13 protein-coding genes and 1 pseudogene are annotated in these 16,557 nt (G+C 63.6%); 6 read left to right on the top strand and 8 right to left on the bottom strand.

Features of this window, described 5'->3' with window-relative positions; genetic code table 11:
* The first annotated feature begins 242 nt into the window (after window positions 1-242).
* Genes IVB01_RS28145 through IVB01_RS28165 form a run of 5 tightly spaced genes read left to right on the top strand, consistent with a single transcriptional unit; the run spans window position 243 to window position 5,862 of the window.
* Window positions 243-2,033: a peptide ABC transporter substrate-binding protein gene (locus tag IVB01_RS28145; RefSeq protein ID WP_247279719.1), complete on the top strand. Its 1,791-nt coding sequence runs from the start codon at window positions 243-245 to the stop codon at window positions 2,031-2,033.
* A 26-nt stretch (window positions 2,034-2,059) separates the two neighbouring features.
* Entirely contained in the window at window positions 2,060-3,019 is a 960-nt protein-coding gene (locus IVB01_RS28150; RefSeq protein WP_247279718.1) for an ABC transporter permease, read from the top strand.
* On the top strand, window positions 2,985-3,902 hold the full coding sequence (locus IVB01_RS28155) for an ABC transporter permease (RefSeq protein WP_247495071.1): 918 nt from the start codon (window positions 2,985-2,987) through the stop codon (window positions 3,900-3,902). The genes IVB01_RS28150 and IVB01_RS28155 overlap by 35 nt, the downstream gene beginning before the upstream one ends.
* Window positions 3,902-4,897, top strand: a complete 996-nt coding sequence (locus IVB01_RS28160) for an ABC transporter ATP-binding protein (protein ID WP_247279716.1) — start codon at window positions 3,902-3,904, stop codon at window positions 4,895-4,897. Before IVB01_RS28155 ends, IVB01_RS28160 begins: the two co-directional genes overlap by 1 nt.
* Window positions 4,894-5,862: a dipeptide ABC transporter ATP-binding protein gene (locus IVB01_RS28165; RefSeq protein WP_247279715.1), complete on the top strand. Its 969-nt coding sequence runs from the start codon at window positions 4,894-4,896 to the stop codon at window positions 5,860-5,862. Before IVB01_RS28160 ends, IVB01_RS28165 begins: the two co-directional genes overlap by 4 nt.
* Before the next feature lie 24 nt (window positions 5,863-5,886).
* Here the strand turns inward: IVB01_RS28165 and IVB01_RS28170 are convergent, their stop codons facing one another.
* The 8 genes and pseudogenes from IVB01_RS28170 to IVB01_RS28205 form a co-directional block, all read right to left on the bottom strand.
* Window positions 5,887-6,534 (bottom strand): HAD family phosphatase, encoded by a 648-nt coding sequence (locus IVB01_RS28170; RefSeq protein WP_247279714.1) that lies wholly within the window; start codon window positions 6,532-6,534, stop codon window positions 5,887-5,889.
* Window positions 6,535-6,595: 61 nt separating this feature from the next.
* Window positions 6,596-8,500 (bottom strand): sensor domain-containing diguanylate cyclase, encoded by a 1,905-nt coding sequence (locus IVB01_RS28175; RefSeq protein ID WP_247279713.1) that lies wholly within the window; start codon window positions 8,498-8,500, stop codon window positions 6,596-6,598.
* Window positions 8,501-8,680: 180 nt separating this feature from the next.
* Window positions 8,681-8,902 carry a dodecin gene (locus IVB01_RS28180; protein ID WP_247279712.1) on the bottom strand — a complete coding sequence of 74 codons (222 nt, stop codon included), beginning with the start codon at window positions 8,900-8,902 and terminating at the stop codon, window positions 8,681-8,683.
* A 129-nt stretch (window positions 8,903-9,031) separates the two neighbouring features.
* Window positions 9,032-10,384, bottom strand: coding sequence for a glycosyltransferase family 87 protein (locus tag IVB01_RS28185; RefSeq protein ID WP_247279711.1), 1,353 nt, complete (start codon window positions 10,382-10,384; stop codon window positions 9,032-9,034).
* A gap of 569 nt (window positions 10,385-10,953) precedes the next feature.
* Window positions 10,954-11,511 carry an HNH endonuclease gene (locus IVB01_RS28190; protein ID WP_008543309.1) on the bottom strand — a complete coding sequence of 186 codons (558 nt, stop codon included), beginning with the start codon at window positions 11,509-11,511 and terminating at the stop codon, window positions 10,954-10,956.
* A 211-nt stretch (window positions 11,512-11,722) separates the two neighbouring features.
* A pseudogene (locus IVB01_RS28195) lies at window positions 11,723-12,699 on the bottom strand (peptidyl-alpha-hydroxyglycine alpha-amidating lyase family protein).
* 139 nt (window positions 12,700-12,838) lie between these two features.
* The gene (locus tag IVB01_RS28200) at window positions 12,839-14,599 is read right to left on the bottom strand and encodes an NAD(P)/FAD-dependent oxidoreductase (protein WP_247279710.1); all 1,761 of its coding nucleotides are present in this window, start codon (window positions 14,597-14,599) and stop codon (window positions 12,839-12,841) included.
* 183 nt (window positions 14,600-14,782) lie between these two features.
* Window positions 14,783-15,430 carry a DNA-3-methyladenine glycosylase 2 family protein gene (locus tag IVB01_RS28205; protein WP_247279709.1) on the bottom strand — a complete coding sequence of 216 codons (648 nt, stop codon included), beginning with the start codon at window positions 15,428-15,430 and terminating at the stop codon, window positions 14,783-14,785.
* A gap of 180 nt (window positions 15,431-15,610) precedes the next feature.
* On the opposite strand from IVB01_RS28205, the gene gluQRS reads away from it, so the two are divergent.
* Window positions 15,611-16,480 (top strand): tRNA glutamyl-Q(34) synthetase GluQRS, encoded by an 870-nt coding sequence (gluQRS, locus tag IVB01_RS28210; protein ID WP_247279708.1) that lies wholly within the window; start codon window positions 15,611-15,613, stop codon window positions 16,478-16,480.
* The last annotated feature ends 77 nt before the right edge of the window (window positions 16,481-16,557 follow it).

Consider the following 16,557-nt stretch of genomic DNA (forward strand, 5'->3'; position numbering starts at 1 on the left):
GTCTGATCCGACGAACAAATTTTCCGCAGTGCAGCGCGCAATCCAGCGTGTTTTGATGCTGGATTGCCGAATGGATGGGCTCACGGAAGGCAGTTCTGCCCAACGGACAGCCAGAAGACCGTTTGCATACATACGGTCCCAGTTGACGCGCCCCCCATTCGGTGTGCCATCTACTGCCAGCTAATTGGGCGGCAGCTCTGACGGCCGTCGTCATCACGATAGGAACCAGACGGGGGACAACCATGCTGGATAAAGAACTGCGTTCGATGATCGGCCAGGTGAAGGACGGGCGGATGGATCGCCGCGGCTTCATCAAGCACATGGCCGCGGTCGGTCTCACCGCTCCTCTGGCCAATCAGATCCTCGCGCTCGGCGGCGTCGCCATGGCCGAGGGCGCCTCGACTTACAAGCCGACGAAGCGCGGCGGCGGTGGTGCGCTGAAGCTGCTGTGGTGGCAGGGCCCGACCCTGCTCAATCCGCACTTCGCCACCGGCACCAAGGACCAGGACGGCTCGCGCCTGTTCTACGAGCCGCTCGCCTCCTGGGACCCCGACGGCAACATGAAGCTGGTTCTTGCGGCAGAAATTCCCTCGATCCAGAACGGCGGGCTCGCCGCCGACGGCAAATCGGTGACCTGGAAGCTCAAGCCCGGCGTCAAATGGCACGATGGCAAGCCGTTCACTGCCGACGACGTTGTGTTCAACTGGGAATATGCAAGCGATCCTGCCACCGCAGCAGTCACCATCGGCACCTACCGCGACATCAAGGTCGAAAAGATCGATGATCTCACGGTACGCCTCCTTTTCGCCAAGCCGACCCCCTTCTGGGCCGATGCTTTCGTCGGTGCACCGAATTGCATCATCCCCAAACATCTATTTGCGGACTACAAGGGCGCCAAATCCCGCGAGGCGCCGAACAACCTGTCACCCGTCGGCACCGGTCCCTACAAGTTCGTGGAATTCAAGCCCGGCGATCTCGTGCGCGGTGTGATCAATTCCGACTACCACATGCCCAACCGCCCCTACTTTGATACGCTTGAGATGAAGGGCGGCGGCGATGCCGTTTCGGCGGCGCGCGCGGTGATCCAGACCGGCGAATACGATTTCGGTTACAACATCCAGGTCGAAGATGACGTGCTGCTGCGCCTGGAAAAGGGCGGCAAGGGCAAAGCAGTCTACGCCGTGGGGGGTGACACCGAGTTCATCGCGCTCAATTTCACCGATCCAAACACCGAGATCGATGGCGAACGCTCTTCGATGAAGACCAAGCACCCGCTGTTCTCCGATCCGGCCGTGCGCAAGGCGCTGTCCATGCTGGTCGATCGCGAGTCGGTCAAAAAGGCCATCTACGGCCGCGCCGGCCGCACGACCGCTAATTTCCTCAACGGTCCCGAGAAATTCGTGTCCAAGAACAACACTTGGGAGTTCAGCGTCGAGAAGGCGGCGAAACTTCTTGATGACGCCGGCTGGAAGCCCGGCGCGGACGGCATCCGCGAGAAGGACGGCAAGAAGCTGAAGCTGCTGTACCAGACCTCGATCAACGGACCGCGCCAGAAGACTCAGGCGATCGTCAAGCAAGCCTGCCAGAAGGCTGGCATCGATGTCGAACTCAAATCCGTTGTCGCCTCCGTGTTCTTCTCCTCGGACGTCGGCAATCCCGACACTTATCCGAAGTTCTATGCGGACCTGGAGATGTTCCAGATTCCCATGAGCCAGCCGGATCCTTCGCAGCACATGCGCCGCTATACGTCGGACAGGGTGTCAACCAAGGAGAACAAGTGGCAGGGCACCAATTTTCCGCGTTGGGTCAACAAGGACTACGACGCGATCATCGCAGCGGCAGAAGCCGAAATGGACCCGATCAAGCGCGCCGCGCTGTACATCAAGGCCAATGATCTCTTGATTCAGGAGGTCGTATTCATCCCAGTGCAGCATCGCCTCAAGGTGGAAGCCGCGGCCAACAACCTTGTCTGCATCGTCAGCGGTTGGGCCAACGAGACCGACAACCTGTTCGACTGGTACCGGGAGGCATGATCCCGAGGGCGTAGACGGATTTCCCTATGAGCCAATACGTCCTGCGTCGCCTGCTGATCGCGATTCCGAGCCTGCTCGGAATCTCGGTCGTGCTGTTCGTCGTGCTCGCGCTCGCCCCCGGCGATCCGTTCTCCGAGCTGGCGACCAATCCGAACGTGCCGCCCGAAGTGCAGGCGGCACTTCGGGCCAAGTTCGGCCTCGACGATCCGATTCACCTTCGCTACCTGCATTGGCTCAACGCCATGCTGCACGGCGACTGGGGCTTCTCCTTCGTCAGCCGGATGAACGTCGACACGCTGATCCTCCAGCGCCTGCCCGCGACCCTCTACGTGATCGGCTCGGCGCAGATCCTTGCGCTCCTGATCGCGATTCCCGTCGGCGTGTACGCGGCGACCAGGCCATATTCGCTATTCGACCAGATCGCGAATACGCTCGCCTTCGTCGGCTTCTCGCTGCCGACCTTCTTCACGGGCATCCTGTTCATCCTGATCTTCTCGGTCACGCTCGACTGGCTGCCCTTCGTCTACACCACCGACATCAAGGGCACGGGAATCCACTGGGTGCTGGAGATGATCCGCCAGGCGATCATGCCGGTGGCGGTGCTCGGCCTGTTCCAGGCGGCGTCGATGACGCGCTTCGTGCGCTCGGCGATGCTCGACGTGATCCGGCTCGACTATGTCACCACGGCGCGCGCCAAGGGCCTCGGACAAACCAAAGTTATCGTCAAGCACGTGATGCGCAACGCCATGATCCCGGTCGTGACGCTCATTGCGTTGCAGATGCCGGCGGTGTTCGGGGGCGCCATCGTCACCGAGCAGATCTTCCGCATTCCTGGTATCGGCTCGCTGCTGATCTCCTCGATCCTGTCCAACGACACGCCGGTGGTGATGGCCGTCACCTTCGTGTTCGCGTGCCTCGTCGTGCTGTTCAATCTCATCGCGGACATCCTTTATGGCTGGCTTGACCCTCGCATCTCCTTCCGCTGAGCGGCGCGTCTACTCGCCCTGGCGCGAGACGTGGCGGCGCTATAGTCGCCACAAGCTCGCTGTGGTCAGTGCGTTCCTGCTTCTCGTTCTGATCCTGGCGGTGGTGATTGGCCCCTTCGTCTGGCGGGTCAAGATCGACGACATCGACATCGTCGCGGGTATGCAGGGCCCATCGCTGGCCCATCCTTTCGGCACCGACGATCTCGGCCAGGACATCCTGGCCCGCATGATCTATGGCGGGCGCATCTCGCTCGCGGTCGGTCTCGCCGCAATGCTGGTCTCGGTCTTTGTCGGTGTGCTGATCGGTGCGCTCGCCGGCATGTCGCGCGGTGCGCTCGGTCATGGGCTGATGTGGCTCACCGATCTCTTTTTGTCGCTGCCGCAATTGCCGCTCCTGCTGTTGCTCATTTATCTCTTCCGCGACGGGCTGAAAGCCGCGTTCGGCCCGGAGGGCGGCATCTTTATCCTGATCGTGCTCGTGATCGGCGGCCTCCGCTGGATGCCGGTGGCGCGCCTCGTGCGCGCGCAGTTCCTGTCGATCCGCGAGAAAGAATTCGTCGAGGCCGCGCGGGCGCTCGGCGCCAGTCCAGTGCGGCAGGTGGTGCGCCACATCCTGCCCAATGCGCTCGGCCCCGTGATCATCGCCGGCACCATCGACGTCGCTGCCGCCATCATCGCCGAATCGACGTTGTCGTTCCTCGGCCTCGGCTTTCCGCCGGATACCCCGACTTGGGGGCGGCTGCTGTACGACGCCAAGGATTTTCTCGACATCGGCCCGCATTGGGCGCTGTTCCCGGGCGGCGCGATCTTCATCGCGGTGGTAGCCATCAACTTCATCGGTGACGGCTTGCGTGACGCGCTCGATGCGCGACGGGCGATCTGATGGCGCCACTGCTCGAAATCAAGGGTCTAAAAACCCACTTCTCCACCGACGACGGCATCCTCCAGGCCGTCGACGGCGTCGACATCTCCGTCAATCGCGGCGAGACGCTGTGCGTCGTCGGCGAGTCTGGCTGCGGTAAGACCGTGACGGCGATGTCGATCCTGAAGCTGATCGCTATGCCGCCGGGCCGGATCGCGGCGGGCCAGATCATGTTCGAGGGTCGCGATCTCGTTCCTTTGACGAGCAATCAGCTTGACGAGGTCCGCGCCAAGGAGATCGGCTTCATCTTCCAGGAGCCGATGACCTCGCTCAATCCGGTGCTCACCATTGGCGAGCAGATCGCCGAGAGCCTGCGGCGGCACGAAGCGGTAACCAAGAAGCAGGCGCTCGAGCGCACCATCGAGATGCTGAAGCTGGTGCAGATCCCGAACGCCGAAGGCCGCGTGCACAACTATCCGCACCAGTTCTCCGGCGGCATGCGCCAGCGCGTGATGATCGCGATGGCGCTCGCCTGCAAGCCGAAGCTGATCATCGCCGACGAGCCGACAACCGCGCTGGACGTCACCATCCAGGCCCAGATTCTCGACCTGCTCCAGGACATGAAGGACCGCTTCGGCATGGCGGTGATGCTGATCACCCATGCGATGGGTGTCGTCGCCGAAACCGCGCAGCGTGTCGTCGTAATGTATGCCGGCAAGGTGGTGGAGGAGGCGCTCGTCGACGATCTCTTCGGCGATCCCCGCCATCCCTATACGCAAGGGTTGATCCGCTCGATCCCGCGCATCGATCTCGACAGCGAGCACAAGACGCGGCTGGAGGCGATCGGCGGCTCGGTGCCGATCCTGATCAATCCGCCGGTCGGCTGCCGCTTTGCCCCGCGCTGCAAGTTCGCCATGAACGTGTGCACCGGGAAGGAGCCGCTGCTGCGCGAGATCGCGCCCGGGCATCGCGTGGCCTGTCACTTGGGAGATACCAGTCTGGGAGGCGCGGCATGAGCCAACCGTTGCTGCGCGTCAGCGGCCTGAAGAAACATTTTCCCGTGCTCGGCGGTCTGCTGTCGCGCCAAGTTGGGACCGTCTACGCGGTCGACGGCGTGTCTTTCTCCGTGAATCGCGGCGAGACGCTCGGCCTCGTCGGCGAGTCCGGCTGCGGCAAGTCCACGACGGGGCGTTGCGTGCTGCGCCTGATCGAGCCGACCGACGGCGAGGTCACCTTCGACGGCCAGGACGTGCGTAAGCTCGGCGGCAACGATCTGCGCGCGATGCGGCGGAACATGCAGCTCGTATTCCAGGATCCGTTCGCCTCGCTCAATCCGCGCATGACGGTCGGTGCGATCCTCGGCGAAGCCTTCACCATCCACAATCTCGCCTCGTCCGCGAAAGAGCGCGAGGAGCGCGTCGCGGGTCTCCTGGTCAAGGTTGGGCTCAAGGCCGAGCACATGCGGCGCTACCCGCACGAGTTCTCCGGCGGCCAGCGCCAGCGCATCGTGATCGCGCGGGCGCTCGCGGTCGAACCGAAGCTGATCGTCTGCGACGAGCCGGTCTCCGCGCTCGACGTGTCGATTCAGGCGCAAGTGATCAACCTGTTGGAAGATCTCCAGGCCGAGCTGAACCTCACCTATTTGTTCGTCGCGCACGATCTCTCTGTCGTCGAGCACATCTCCGATCGCGTCGCGGTGATGTATCTCGGCCGCATCGTCGAACTCGCGAAGGCGAGTGATCTCTACCGCAACCCGCAGCATCCCTACACCAGGGCGCTCCTGTCCGCGGTGCCGGTGCCCGATCCCAAGTTCAAGCGCGAACGCATCCGCCTCAAGGGCGACGTGCCGAGCCCGATGAAACCGCCATCCGGCTGCCACTTCCACACCCGTTGTCCGATCGCCCAGCCGCGCTGTGCGGAAAGCGCGCCGGAGCTGAGGGAAGGGGCGGGCGGGCACTTTGTGGCGTGCCATCTGGCTTGATGCCGGCGGAAAGCGGAGCGCGAGTCATTCGTGAAGCAGGCCGTGCTCCGAAAGGGCCTGCTTGAAAGCCTGCACCGACGTATGGTGATGCGCGGAGAGACCCGCCTCGCGCGCGCCGGCAACATTGGCCGCGACATCGTCGACGAACAGGGCCATCTCCGGCCTCACGTTGAGCTCGGACAGGCAGCGGCGGTAGCAGCGCGGGTCCGGCTTCGCCGTCTTGAACTGGGCCGAGGTGTAGATTTGAGAGCCGAACAGCGGGCGCAAGTCCGGCAGCAGGGTGTCGATATGGTCAGCGACCAGCGTGGTGTTGTTGGTAAGGACGGCAATGTCGACGGTCTTGCGCAAGCTGTCGGCAATCTCCAGCATCGCGCGTTTGGCCTGCATTGAACGGCGCCGCGCCTCGACCCATTCGTCGAGCGATAGGGAATAACCGATGCGCTCGCCGAACCCGCGCAGATAGTCTGAGGCATCGAGCGCGCCAGTGTCGCCGAGAAATTCGAATCCGGATGCCCAGATCGCCTTGTAGACGGCTTCACTCGTGATCCCGGCCAGCTCCGCAAGAAAGGCGACGCGCTTTTCCCTCTCGTAGTCACAGAGGACGTTGTCCATATCGAAAAGGACGAGCTTAATCTCGCCAGTCACCGCAGCACTCTCGGATCGGCCGAACATCCGGCCGCGGTGCAAATCATATCCCGTCCGGACCCGACGGACAAATCCAGAGGAGAGGTCGTCACGCGCTCTTGGCCGGCCACGGAACGACCTGTCCCGACATCACCAGCCGGTCACGGCCGCTGTCCTTGGCCGCGTAGAGCGCGCGGTCGGCGGCCGCGACCAGCGTGCTGCAGTCCATCGCGGTCTGGGACGGAAGAGCCGTCGCGCCGCCAACGCTCGCAGTCACCAGCCGGGAAGGTGGATTCTGTGCATGCAGCATGCCGAGACCGTGCAGCGCCTGGCGAATCCCTTCGCCGATCTCGGTGCAGCCATCCGGGCCGGTGTTCGGCAACAGCACGGCGAATTCCTCGCCGCCGTAGCGCGCGGCGAGGTCGGCCGGGCGCTTGGCCTGGGCGGACAGGATCCTGCCGAGCGCGCGCAGGCAGGCGTCGCCCGCCTGATGTCCGTAATGATCGTTGAACTTCTTGAAATGATCGACATCGACCAGCAGCAGCGAGAGCTGCGTGCCGTCGCGCCGGGCGCGCGCCCACTCATCGGCGAGACGTTCGTCGAATGTGCGTCGGTTGGCGAGGCCGGTAAGGCCGTCGGTCGTTGCGAGCGAGGCGAGTTTGTCCTGAAGGTCCTTCTGCTCGGTCATGTCGCGCACCACCGCGACGACGCCGTCGATGGCACCGCTGTCCGAGGCAAGGGTCACGTGCAGCGCCGCCTCGGCCCAGATCTCGCCCTTGTCGCGATGACGCTGGCGATAGACGAACCGCGCTTCCTCGGCTTCGCCATTCTTCAGCGCAATGATCGCCTGCTCGACCCGTTGCATGTCGTCCGTGTGAATGCCGGCCAAAGCCGACGTGTCCAGCAGTTCCTCGGCGGACCAGCCGGTGATGCGCGCGCATGAGGGAGAGACGTAGAGCAGCCGGTTATCGAGCCCGATCCGGGTCACCATGTCGCTGGATTGCTCGGCCAGCAGGCGGAAATTCGCTTCCTTGGCAACCAAGGCCTGGGCCATGAGCTGCCGCTGCACCAACTGACGGACCAAGTAGAAGCCGATCACCGCGATCAGCAGAACGAGGCCGAGGACGAAGGTCATGCGCGCGGCCGCCGCGCGTCGCCAGGGCGCCAGCACGTCGTCTTGCGACTTGCTCGCCAGCACCATCAGCGGATAGCGGCTGCTGCGCTGGTAGTAGCTCAGCCGCTCCACGCCATCGAGCGGCGATTTGAAATAGTAGACCGAGGCGGCGGGGCGGCTTTTCCAGCTTCTGAACAGGGGCGCATTGGACAGGTCGCGTCCAACGAAGGCGCCGCTCTCGTCGCGACTGCGCGCCAGCATGATGCCGCTATTGTTGAGCAGCGATGCCGAGCCGTTCGGACCGATGTCGAACCGCTCGTAGAACTTGACGAAATAGCTGACGTCGATCGTGAGCAGGGCAACGCCGGCGAAGCCGCCGTCGGAATCGTTGATCCGGCGGGATGCGGTGATGATCCATTGGCCGCCGGCTCTGCTCTTGACGGGCGGTCCGATCAGCGTGCCGGTTGCAGGCGAGTCGCGATGGTGGCGGAAATAACCGCGATCGCTGTTGTTAAGGTTGGAGAAGTCGAGGCGTTCAGTCGTGGCAAGCCAGCGGCCGGTCGCGTCGTAGACGAAGATGCCGCGGATGCGGTCCGATGATTTGCGTGTCGGCAGATAAGCCTGGAGTTTCGCAATCGTGTCCGGACCCGTCCCGTCGATTTCGAGCCGATGGACCAACCCGACCAGGATCGTGTCGACCAGTTCGAATGTATCGTCCGCGTGCTGGATCAGCGAATGCGCCAGATTGGTGACGTCGACTTCGGCTGCCCTGAGATCGGCATTGCGCGCTTCCCATTCACGCCAGGCGCTCAAGCCGAGGATCGCCACGCAAGTCAGCGCGACGAAGCCCGCCGCCCAAAGCGGAAGGCGCGTCTTGCCGAGTTCGCGGCTCGTGACCATCAGGCTTGCTCCAAATCGGTGCAAACCTCTCACTTTAGCCTTAACGGCCTGTTGCAACTTCTGCGATGATTTTGTGCGTCCGTAGTCAACCGGACGGGTCGACGAGATCTTGACCGACTCTGCTCGGCGGTTGTTAACCACCTCGCCGCAGCGTGACAGCCTCATCCTGCGTCCGCTGCGTCATCCCTCCAGCGTGAAGCCGACGCGCAGCGTGACCTGATAGTGACGGACAGTGCCGTTCTCGATGTGGCCGCGCGTCTGCACAACCTCGAACCATTTCATCTCGCGAACGGTCTTGGCGGCGCGCCCGATCGCGTTCTGGATCGCATCCTCGATGGAGGTCTCGGATGATCCGACCAGTTCCAGGATCTTATAGACGTGATCATGTTCGGCTGTGGGCATGATGAGCCTCCCTCGGTTGCGCTGCGGCATGCATCGCTTGCGCTCTGATCTGAACGAGCGCCAATGCTTCAGGTTCCGTCTTGCGATGGCCGGCATACGCCCGGTGGTGGAGGGGGCAGTCTCCTCCTGCTAAGCGCTGCCCACGGATTCCGCGCGGCGCGACAGGACGTAGCGCTCACACTCGGCGGCGTCAGGCTGGCGATGCGGTGGACGCAGGCTATCTGCAGCCTGCTGCACGATGGGCGCAGGTTGAGTGGCTCGCCAGAGCAGGCGCAGCAGCAGGGCCAGCAGCACCATCATCGCGAAGCCGCCGATGGAAGGTACAAATTTGTCGTCCATCCCAGTCAGATCCGCTTCATTGCCGAACTGCGCTGCGAGTCTGGCCGATTGCAGCATTCCATAGGCGCCGGCAAGCAGGATCAATCCGTAGAGGAAACTGCGCTCCCGGGCGTTCGCCACTTGTGCAAGATCAGGAAGCATCAACGCAAGGCCGATTCCGATGATCGGCAGGTCGTAATCATAGGCGTAGGGGCTGATCATCACCGACACCATGGCAGCGACACCGAACGCGAAATTGGGTGAGGCCCTGCGCGCCGTTCCAAGCCAGACCGCAAGCACGACCGCAAACAGGGCGAGGCTCGCCGCAGCCGCCTGCATCCAGAAGGCAACGCTTGAGGGAAGGCCGGCCCGGCCAAGCGCAGCGTAGGTCGAGACCATGCGGAACAGCGGATAGAAGCCGCGCTCCAGGAAGATAGCCGATTCCCGGATTGCGCCGAGCCATGCGGTCCAGATCTGCCATCCGAACACGAGCGTGCAGACGAGCGAGCTTGCGAGCACGACTGCAGCGGCGGTCGCGAGCGCCCCCCAGCGGCGCGTCGCCAGCATGTAGACTCCGGCGGCGATGGCCAGGTGCGGCTTGATCACCATTGCCCCCAGAGCAAGACCAGCGATGATCTGACGCCGCTCGACGTTGAGGCAGACGATGCCGATTAGGGTGCCGGTCAGGAAGCCGTTCTGGCCGCAGCCGACCGTGATCGCCAGCGCAGGAAACAGCACGACCAAGACGAGCGCGAAATTCTGCCCGGCGATGGCCCGAAGCGTCAGGAGGTAGGCAACCAGCGTGGCCGTGATGAACAGCAGATAGGCGATGCCGGCCGGCAGCAGCGCGAATGGCGCCACCAGAAGATCGAACTGCGGCGGATAAGTCCAGGGCATGAAGCTGGTTGAACCGGCAAATGCCTGCTGAAGCTTGACCAGCGTCTCGAACCGGTAGACCAGATCGAGCTGACCGTAGCAGATCTGCTGTGCGACGATGTAGAAGGCGTCGAAATCTGACAGTTCGCGGACTTGCCAGGCGCTCCAGCGGCCGAACCTGAACGTCTTGAACAGGACCATCACAGCGAGCGTCGCAAGCACGAAGCGGACATAGATCGTCCGCTTCGACGGTGAGGATTGAACCGCTTCCAGCGTCTCGGCAAACATCGGCGACGACCTCGAACCCTGATAGATCGCGGCCGGGTACGCGGTTCCGCCGATCCCCGGCCAAATTGCCACCAGAGGTTTAAGGGAGAGTAAGGACTGTCGCAGAATTCAAGCAAAAGGTCGCATTGGTGCGGCCGAAGCCGATGCCGGTGGATCCGAGATCCCGCTCGGTTGCCCCGCAAAGGCCGTCGCATAGGACATCTTGGCTGATTCCAGCGGGTGCCTCTCCGGTGCTTTCAAAATCGCCCCGAGAAATTCCTTCTCGGCGTCCATCCGGTCGGTGCGGAAACGCCATTAAGTGTCGCATTCGAGATCGACTGGATTTCAGCCAATCAGATCGACATGGAGCAGGCGCACAGACAGCGATGTCCTGATGAGAGGACCGCCTGGCCTATTCATCGACTGCACCCCGCTCTCCGACATCAAGGTGCCGATCGGCTTCGACCATCCCAGTCCACAGTCCAATTCATGGACGGTGACGGGCCACGCAAGTCCAAAAGCAACCAGAAGGACCGCCAGTTGAACGCCGCGGGGAAAGCCGAAGAGCCATCGTCAACACGCTCCCGCCTCTACGGATCCAGCTCCGTATCCCAATATAGATAGTCCAGCCAGCTGTCGTGCAGATAGTTCGGCGGAAACAGGCGGCCGTTGCGGTGGAGTTGGTGTACGGTCGGCGCGAACGCACTCTGGCGCGGAAACATTTTTGCTTGCGCCGGGGTGAGATTGCCCTTGCGCAGATTACAGGGCGAGCACGCCGCGACCACGTTCTCCCAGGTGGTCTGGCCGCCTTTGCTGCGCGGGATGATGTGATCGAAGGTGAGGTCTTCAGGCGAGCCGCAATATTGGCAGGCGAAACGATCGCGCAGGAAGACGTTGAAACGGGTGAAGGCGGGATGGGTGGTCGGCTTGACGAAGGATTTGAGCGAAACCACGCTCGGCAATTGCATCTCTAACGTCGGACTTCGAACCGCCTGGTCGTAATGCGCGACGATGTTGACGCGGTCGAGGAACACCGCCTTGATCGCGTCCTGCCACGACCACAAAGACAGTGGGTAGTAACTCAGCGGCCGGAAGTCCGCGTTCAGCACCAACACCGGCCAACTGCCTTGCGAGACATGTGCGTTCAAGTAACGCTCCCGGCCTCCAATGTACGCTGCGAAGCAGCAAGTACTGACATACTACATGCAGCGTGACGGGATTGTGAAGCCCGTTGAGCGACTTATTCAGTCGCAAGCAATGCGGCGGCGAGGTGGCAAAAGCGCTCAAAAAGCCGCGATCCCCGGGGACCATGCAGCCGGCCCGGAACCGCCTTCACGGTGCGTTGCAGCTCTATCTTCGCTACTCCCGCACCCGCTCGAGCTTCTGCAAACATCGCGTGGCGCGCACCGCGGGCGGCATCTCCTCGTCCGGAAAGCTCGTCTTCCAGTCGGTAACACCGACTTCACCGACATAGATGGCGCCCTTCGAATCCAGGGCGATGCCGTGCGGCGCCAAAAACTTTCCGCTGGCCACGCCGGGCCCTTCCTCGCCGCCAAGCCGCGCGATGCGCCTGCCCTGCGCGTCTCGATCGATAGCCGCGGCCCGAGATTGGGCACCTTGCGGTTGACGGCCAGGCCGGGGCCGAGCTCGCCGACCACGAAGGTCGGGCTCTTAGCCCCACCGCAGCAGCACAGCGCGCAGGGGCGGTGCAAGTTGTTCCACTGCGTCTCGTATTTGCCGTCTCCATCGAACACCTGCACGCGGTGGTTCTCGCGGTCGGCGACGTAAACCCAGCCGTGGGCGTCAGTGGCAATATTGTGCACGATGTTGAACTGACCGGGATCGGTCCCCGGCTCGCCCCAGCTCCTCATCAGCTTGCCGTCGGGGGTGAACTTGTGCACGCGCGCATTGCCATAGCCGTCGGAGACGTAGATCTCGCCCTTCGGCGACAGCGCGGTGTGGGTGCAGCGGTGGAAGGGATCGCCGCTCATGAACGGCGCTGGCTTCTCGGGAATGCCGATCGTCAGCAGTACCTTGCCCTCAGTGGTGCATTTGCGCACGGTGTGGTCGCCGTCATCGGTGCAGTAGAGATTGTCCTCCGCGTCGATATGCAGGCCATGCGCGCGCGAGAACAGGCCTTCGCCCCAGCTGCGCAGGAAATTGCCTTCGCGGTCGAGCACCACCATCGGATGAGCGCCGCGGTTGAAAACGTAGATCTGGTCCTTGCTGTCGACCGCGACCGAGGCGACGTCGGTGAGTTGCCAGCTGTCCGGCAGCTTGGCGAAGTTTTCGACCACGCGGTAGCGGTGCTCGCCGCTGCCGAGAATGGCTGGCATGGGTTCCTCCTCCTGTCATTCGGGGGCGCGCGTTATCGCGAGCCCGGAATCCATCCATCCGCCAATATGCGACGCAATGGATTTTGGGCTCGCGACTTCGTTGCGCCCCGGAATGACGGCTGGATCATGTGGCACCACCTCACGCCCGCAATATCCCCTCCTCGATCGCCTTGATCTGGAGCGCGAGATATTTCGAGTTGATCCGGCACTGCGCGAGGCTGCCTGCGATGAACCAGAGACCCGGCTGCTTCGTGCGTGTGTACATGTTGCGCAGCTCGAAGCCATCGCCAAAACCCCAGACCGGCCCGACGCGGTCGGCGATGGCGTCCCCAAACAATTTGCGCACGAGATATTCCTGTGGCTTGTAGCCGGTGGAGAGGACGATGAGATCGGCCGGAATGATCGAGCCGTCCTTCATCCGTGCTCCCTCGGCGACCAAGCTCTCGATGTCGGTAAACTGCTTCAGCTTGATCGCGCCCTCGATAATCAGGTTGGAGCAGCCGACGTTGAAATAATAGCCGCCGCCGCGGGTGAGGTATTTGAATTGCCAGCCGGTGCCGGCCTCGCCGAAGTCGAGCTTGAAGCCGACGCGCCGCAGGCCGTCCAGCAGCTCCTTATCGAGCTCCTTCGACTGCTCCGTCAGCATCACATGGGTCTTCCGCGCGAGCGGTGTCGGCATCGAGGCCGCGATCAGATCGTTGTCCTCGAGCGTGCCCTCATTGTAGGTCGCGTAAGCCAGTTGCGCCGACGGCTCGATATTGGTGACAAGCGTCGGCGAGCGCTGCACCAGCGTCACCTTCGCGCCGCTGGAGTGAAGGTCCTGCGCGATGTCGTGGCCGCTATTGCCGGTGCCGATCACGATGGCGCGCTTGCCCGTCCAGCTCTCGCCGTCCTCATAGCGGCTGGAATGCAGCAGCGTGCCCTTGAAATCGGCAAGGCCCGGAATGTCGGGCATGTTGGCGATGCCGCTGACTCCGGTCGACATCACCACATGGCGCGGATGCATGGTCCGCTTGCTGCCGTCGGCGCGGCGCAGCGTCACCAACCAGCGCCCCTTCGCCTCGTCATAGACGCCGCCCTCGAGTTCGGTGCCGGTCCAGAAATTCAGCTCCATCGCCTCGACGTAAGCTTCGAACCAATTGGCGAGCTTGTCCTTTGGAATATAGACCGGCCAGGTCGGCGGGAACGGCATGTAGGGCAGGTGATTGACCTGCACCTGGTTGTGCAGGGTCAGCGCATGGTAGCGCTTGCGCCAGTTGTCGCCGATCCTCATCTCGCGATCGACGATCAACGTGTCGACATTCAACTGCTTCAACCGCGCCGCGATGGCGAGCCCGGCCTGGCCGCCGCCGACCACCAGCACGGCCGGGTCGCGATCGGCGTAGTGACGCGAGGCGTTGCGATGGTCGAGCCAGTTCGGCCCGCGGAAGTCGCGCGAATAGGCCTGGCCGCGGGGCCGTGACGTGCCGAGCTGCTCCTCGAACCCCTTGAGCTCGTCGAGGGCGGTGAGCAGCGTCCACGCCTGCAGGCGGTCGCCATTGGCAGTATCGGGAACGAGCCGCACGATGCCGCTGCCGCGTCCGATCGCCGTCTCGAAATCGAAGATCGCTTCGATGGTGTTGGTGCCGGCGCGCGTGACCCAGCGCGGCGGCGCTCGGTTTGGCGCGATCTTGAAACCGGTCGGTGCCGCCTTCGGTGCGACGATGGTCAACTCCCGTGCGATAGCATCGCGGCCTGCGAGCGTCTGCAGATTCCAGCTCAGTGCCAGCACATCGCGCCAAAAGCTGTCGGTGAGAAAGAGGCGGTCCAGCGCAGCGGGCTCGGGCCGGCCCAATGTGCGCTCGAATTCATCGAGCCAAGCCTGTGCGGAGACGGAAATATCCTTCGTCCTGTCCAGCATGCGCGACCTCGTGGCCGTCTTCGCGGCGTTTGCTCGCGAGCATGATCCGGAAAGGTGTGTAGCGGTTTTCCGAACAGATCATGCTCTGATATAGAGCTCGACGCTATACTGGATGAGCTTTCGTCGAAAGCGGTTTACCCGAGCAGCGAAAGCATGTGGCCCTGCTCGGGCGGAATACGCCCGTCAGGCCGAGAGCACGCCTTCGCGCTTCTTCACCGCGCGATAGTAGCTCCACCACAGATGCGCCGCGGCGCCGCGCAGCGGACGCCAGGGTTCGGCGAGCGGCGCCATCTGCTTCTCCGTCGGCCGCATCTTCAGGCCGAGCCCAATCTTGATCCCCTCCTGCACAGCGAGGTCGCCGGCCGGCCAGGCGTCGCCATGGCCGAGGCAAAACAGCAGGTAGACGTCGGCAGTCCAGGGCCCGATGCCGGGCAGCGAGATCAGCGTGTGATGCGCGGCGTCGGCATCCTCTTCGGCGAGCACCTCGAGGTTCAGCCGCTGCGCGCCGATCTCGCGCGCGAGGTGTTTCAGCGTCTTGATCTTGGCGGCGGACAGGCCGAGCCGCCCCAGCCGGTCGGTGCGGGCGCGCCGGACCGCCTCATGGTCGAACGGATCGAAGGCGGCGGCCAGCCGTCCCCAGATCGCCGCCGCGCTCGCCGTCGACAGCTGCTGCCCGCACACGATATGGGCAAGGCCCGCAAAACCTGGCTCGCGCCGCCGCAAGGCCGGCATGCCGGCAATTTCCAGCACGGGCTTGAGGCGCGGATCGCGCTTGATGAGCGCATGGACGGCCTCTTCGAGATCGGACTGGGATTCGAGGTGGATGGCCATTGCTTTGCTCAACTCGTCATGCGCGGGCTCGCCGTTTCTGCTACAGCTACGCCGGCCCAATGCCGTAAAGCCCGCCGAAGCCTTCGGCGTAGGCGGGACCGGCGCATCGATCTCCTCACAAGAGTCCTGGAAGATGCATTGCCGGGTCAAGCCCGGCAGTGACGAATACACCGAGAACTCATGCCACCCGTTTTCCGATTTGCCCCGAGCCCGAACGGCTTCCTGCATCTCGGCCACGCCTATTCCGCGCTGCTGAACTTCGAGCGCGCACGCGAGACCGGCGGGCGGCTGTTGCTGCGGATCGAGGACATCGACGCGACGCGCTGCCGTCCGGACTATGAGTCGGCGATCTACCACGATCTCGCCTGGCTCGGGATCTCCTGGGAGACACCGGCACGGCGGCAGTCGGAGCATCTTGCCGACTATCGCGCCGCGCTGCAAAAGCTCTCTGCGCTCGGTCTCGTCTATCCCGCCTTTGAAAGCCGCGCCGAGATCGCAAGGCTCGTCGCCGCGCGCGAGGTGGATGGGCCGTGGCCGCACGATCCCGACGGCGCGCCGCTATATCCCGGCGACGCCAAATTGCTGTCGGCCGGCGAGCGCGAGCAACTGATGACGTCCGGCGCGCCTTATGCGCTGCGGCTCGATATGGTGGCCGCCTCTCGGCGCGTCGCCGGCCTGACCTGGAACGAACTCGGCGCGGGACCGGATGGCGAGCGCGGCATCGTCCCGGCGCGACCGGAAGCCTGGGGCGACGTCATTCTCGCCCGCAAGGAGACGCCAACCAGCTACCATCTGTCCGTCGTGGTCGACGACGCCCTCCAGGGCGTCAGCGAGATCGTGCGGGGTCAGGACCTGTTTCATGCCACATCGGTGCACCGCCTGCTGCAGGTTCTGCTTGGCCTGCCGGAACCCGCTTATCGCCACCATGCTCTGATCCGCGACGGCGAGGGGCGGAAGCTGTCGAAATCGAGCCGCTCGACCGGCCTGCGGGACTTGCGCGCCGCGGGCGCCACGCCGGCTAGTATCCGCCGATCGGTGGGATTAGGTTAAGTTTCTCTGGGGGTTAGCCAAACGCCGCCGTGACTCCGGGCGTTCTGCCGTGCCATGCTTCCCCCGATAGCCCGGGG

Origin of the sequence: Bradyrhizobium sp. 164 (genome assembly GCF_023073715.1) — a bacterium.
Classification (GTDB): domain Bacteria; phylum Pseudomonadota; class Alphaproteobacteria; order Rhizobiales; family Xanthobacteraceae; genus Bradyrhizobium.

Bases quoted from the DNA above. Each gene is read 5' to 3' on its own strand.
- IVB01_RS28145 (WP_247279719.1), top strand. From the start codon at position 243: ATGCTGGATAAAGAACTGCGTTCGATGATCGGCCAGGTGAAGGACGGG.
- IVB01_RS28150 (WP_247279718.1), top strand. From the start codon at position 2,060: ATGAGCCAATACGTCCTGCGTCGCCTGCTGATCGCGATTCCGAGCCTG.
- IVB01_RS28155 (WP_247495071.1), top strand. From the start codon at position 2,985: ATGGCTGGCTTGACCCTCGCATCTCCTTCCGCTGAGCGGCGCGTCTAC.
- IVB01_RS28160 (WP_247279716.1), top strand. From the start codon at position 3,902: ATGGCGCCACTGCTCGAAATCAAGGGTCTAAAAACCCACTTCTCCACC.
- IVB01_RS28165 (WP_247279715.1), top strand. From the start codon at position 4,894: ATGAGCCAACCGTTGCTGCGCGTCAGCGGCCTGAAGAAACATTTTCCC.
- IVB01_RS28170 (WP_247279714.1), bottom strand. From the start codon at position 6,534: ATGTTCGGCCGATCCGAGAGTGCTGCGGTGACTGGCGAGATTAAGCTC.
- IVB01_RS28175 (WP_247279713.1), bottom strand. From the start codon at position 8,500: ATGGTCACGAGCCGCGAACTCGGCAAGACGCGCCTTCCGCTTTGGGCG.
- IVB01_RS28180 (WP_247279712.1), bottom strand. From the start codon at position 8,902: ATGCCCACAGCCGAACATGATCACGTCTATAAGATCCTGGAACTGGTC.
- IVB01_RS28185 (WP_247279711.1), bottom strand. From the start codon at position 10,384: ATGTTTGCCGAGACGCTGGAAGCGGTTCAATCCTCACCGTCGAAGCGG.
- IVB01_RS28200 (WP_247279710.1), bottom strand. From the start codon at position 14,599: ATGCTGGACAGGACGAAGGATATTTCCGTCTCCGCACAGGCTTGGCTC.
- IVB01_RS28205 (WP_247279709.1), bottom strand. From the start codon at position 15,430: ATGGCCATCCACCTCGAATCCCAGTCCGATCTCGAAGAGGCCGTCCAT.
- gluQRS (WP_247279708.1), top strand. From the start codon at position 15,611: ATGCCACCCGTTTTCCGATTTGCCCCGAGCCCGAACGGCTTCCTGCAT.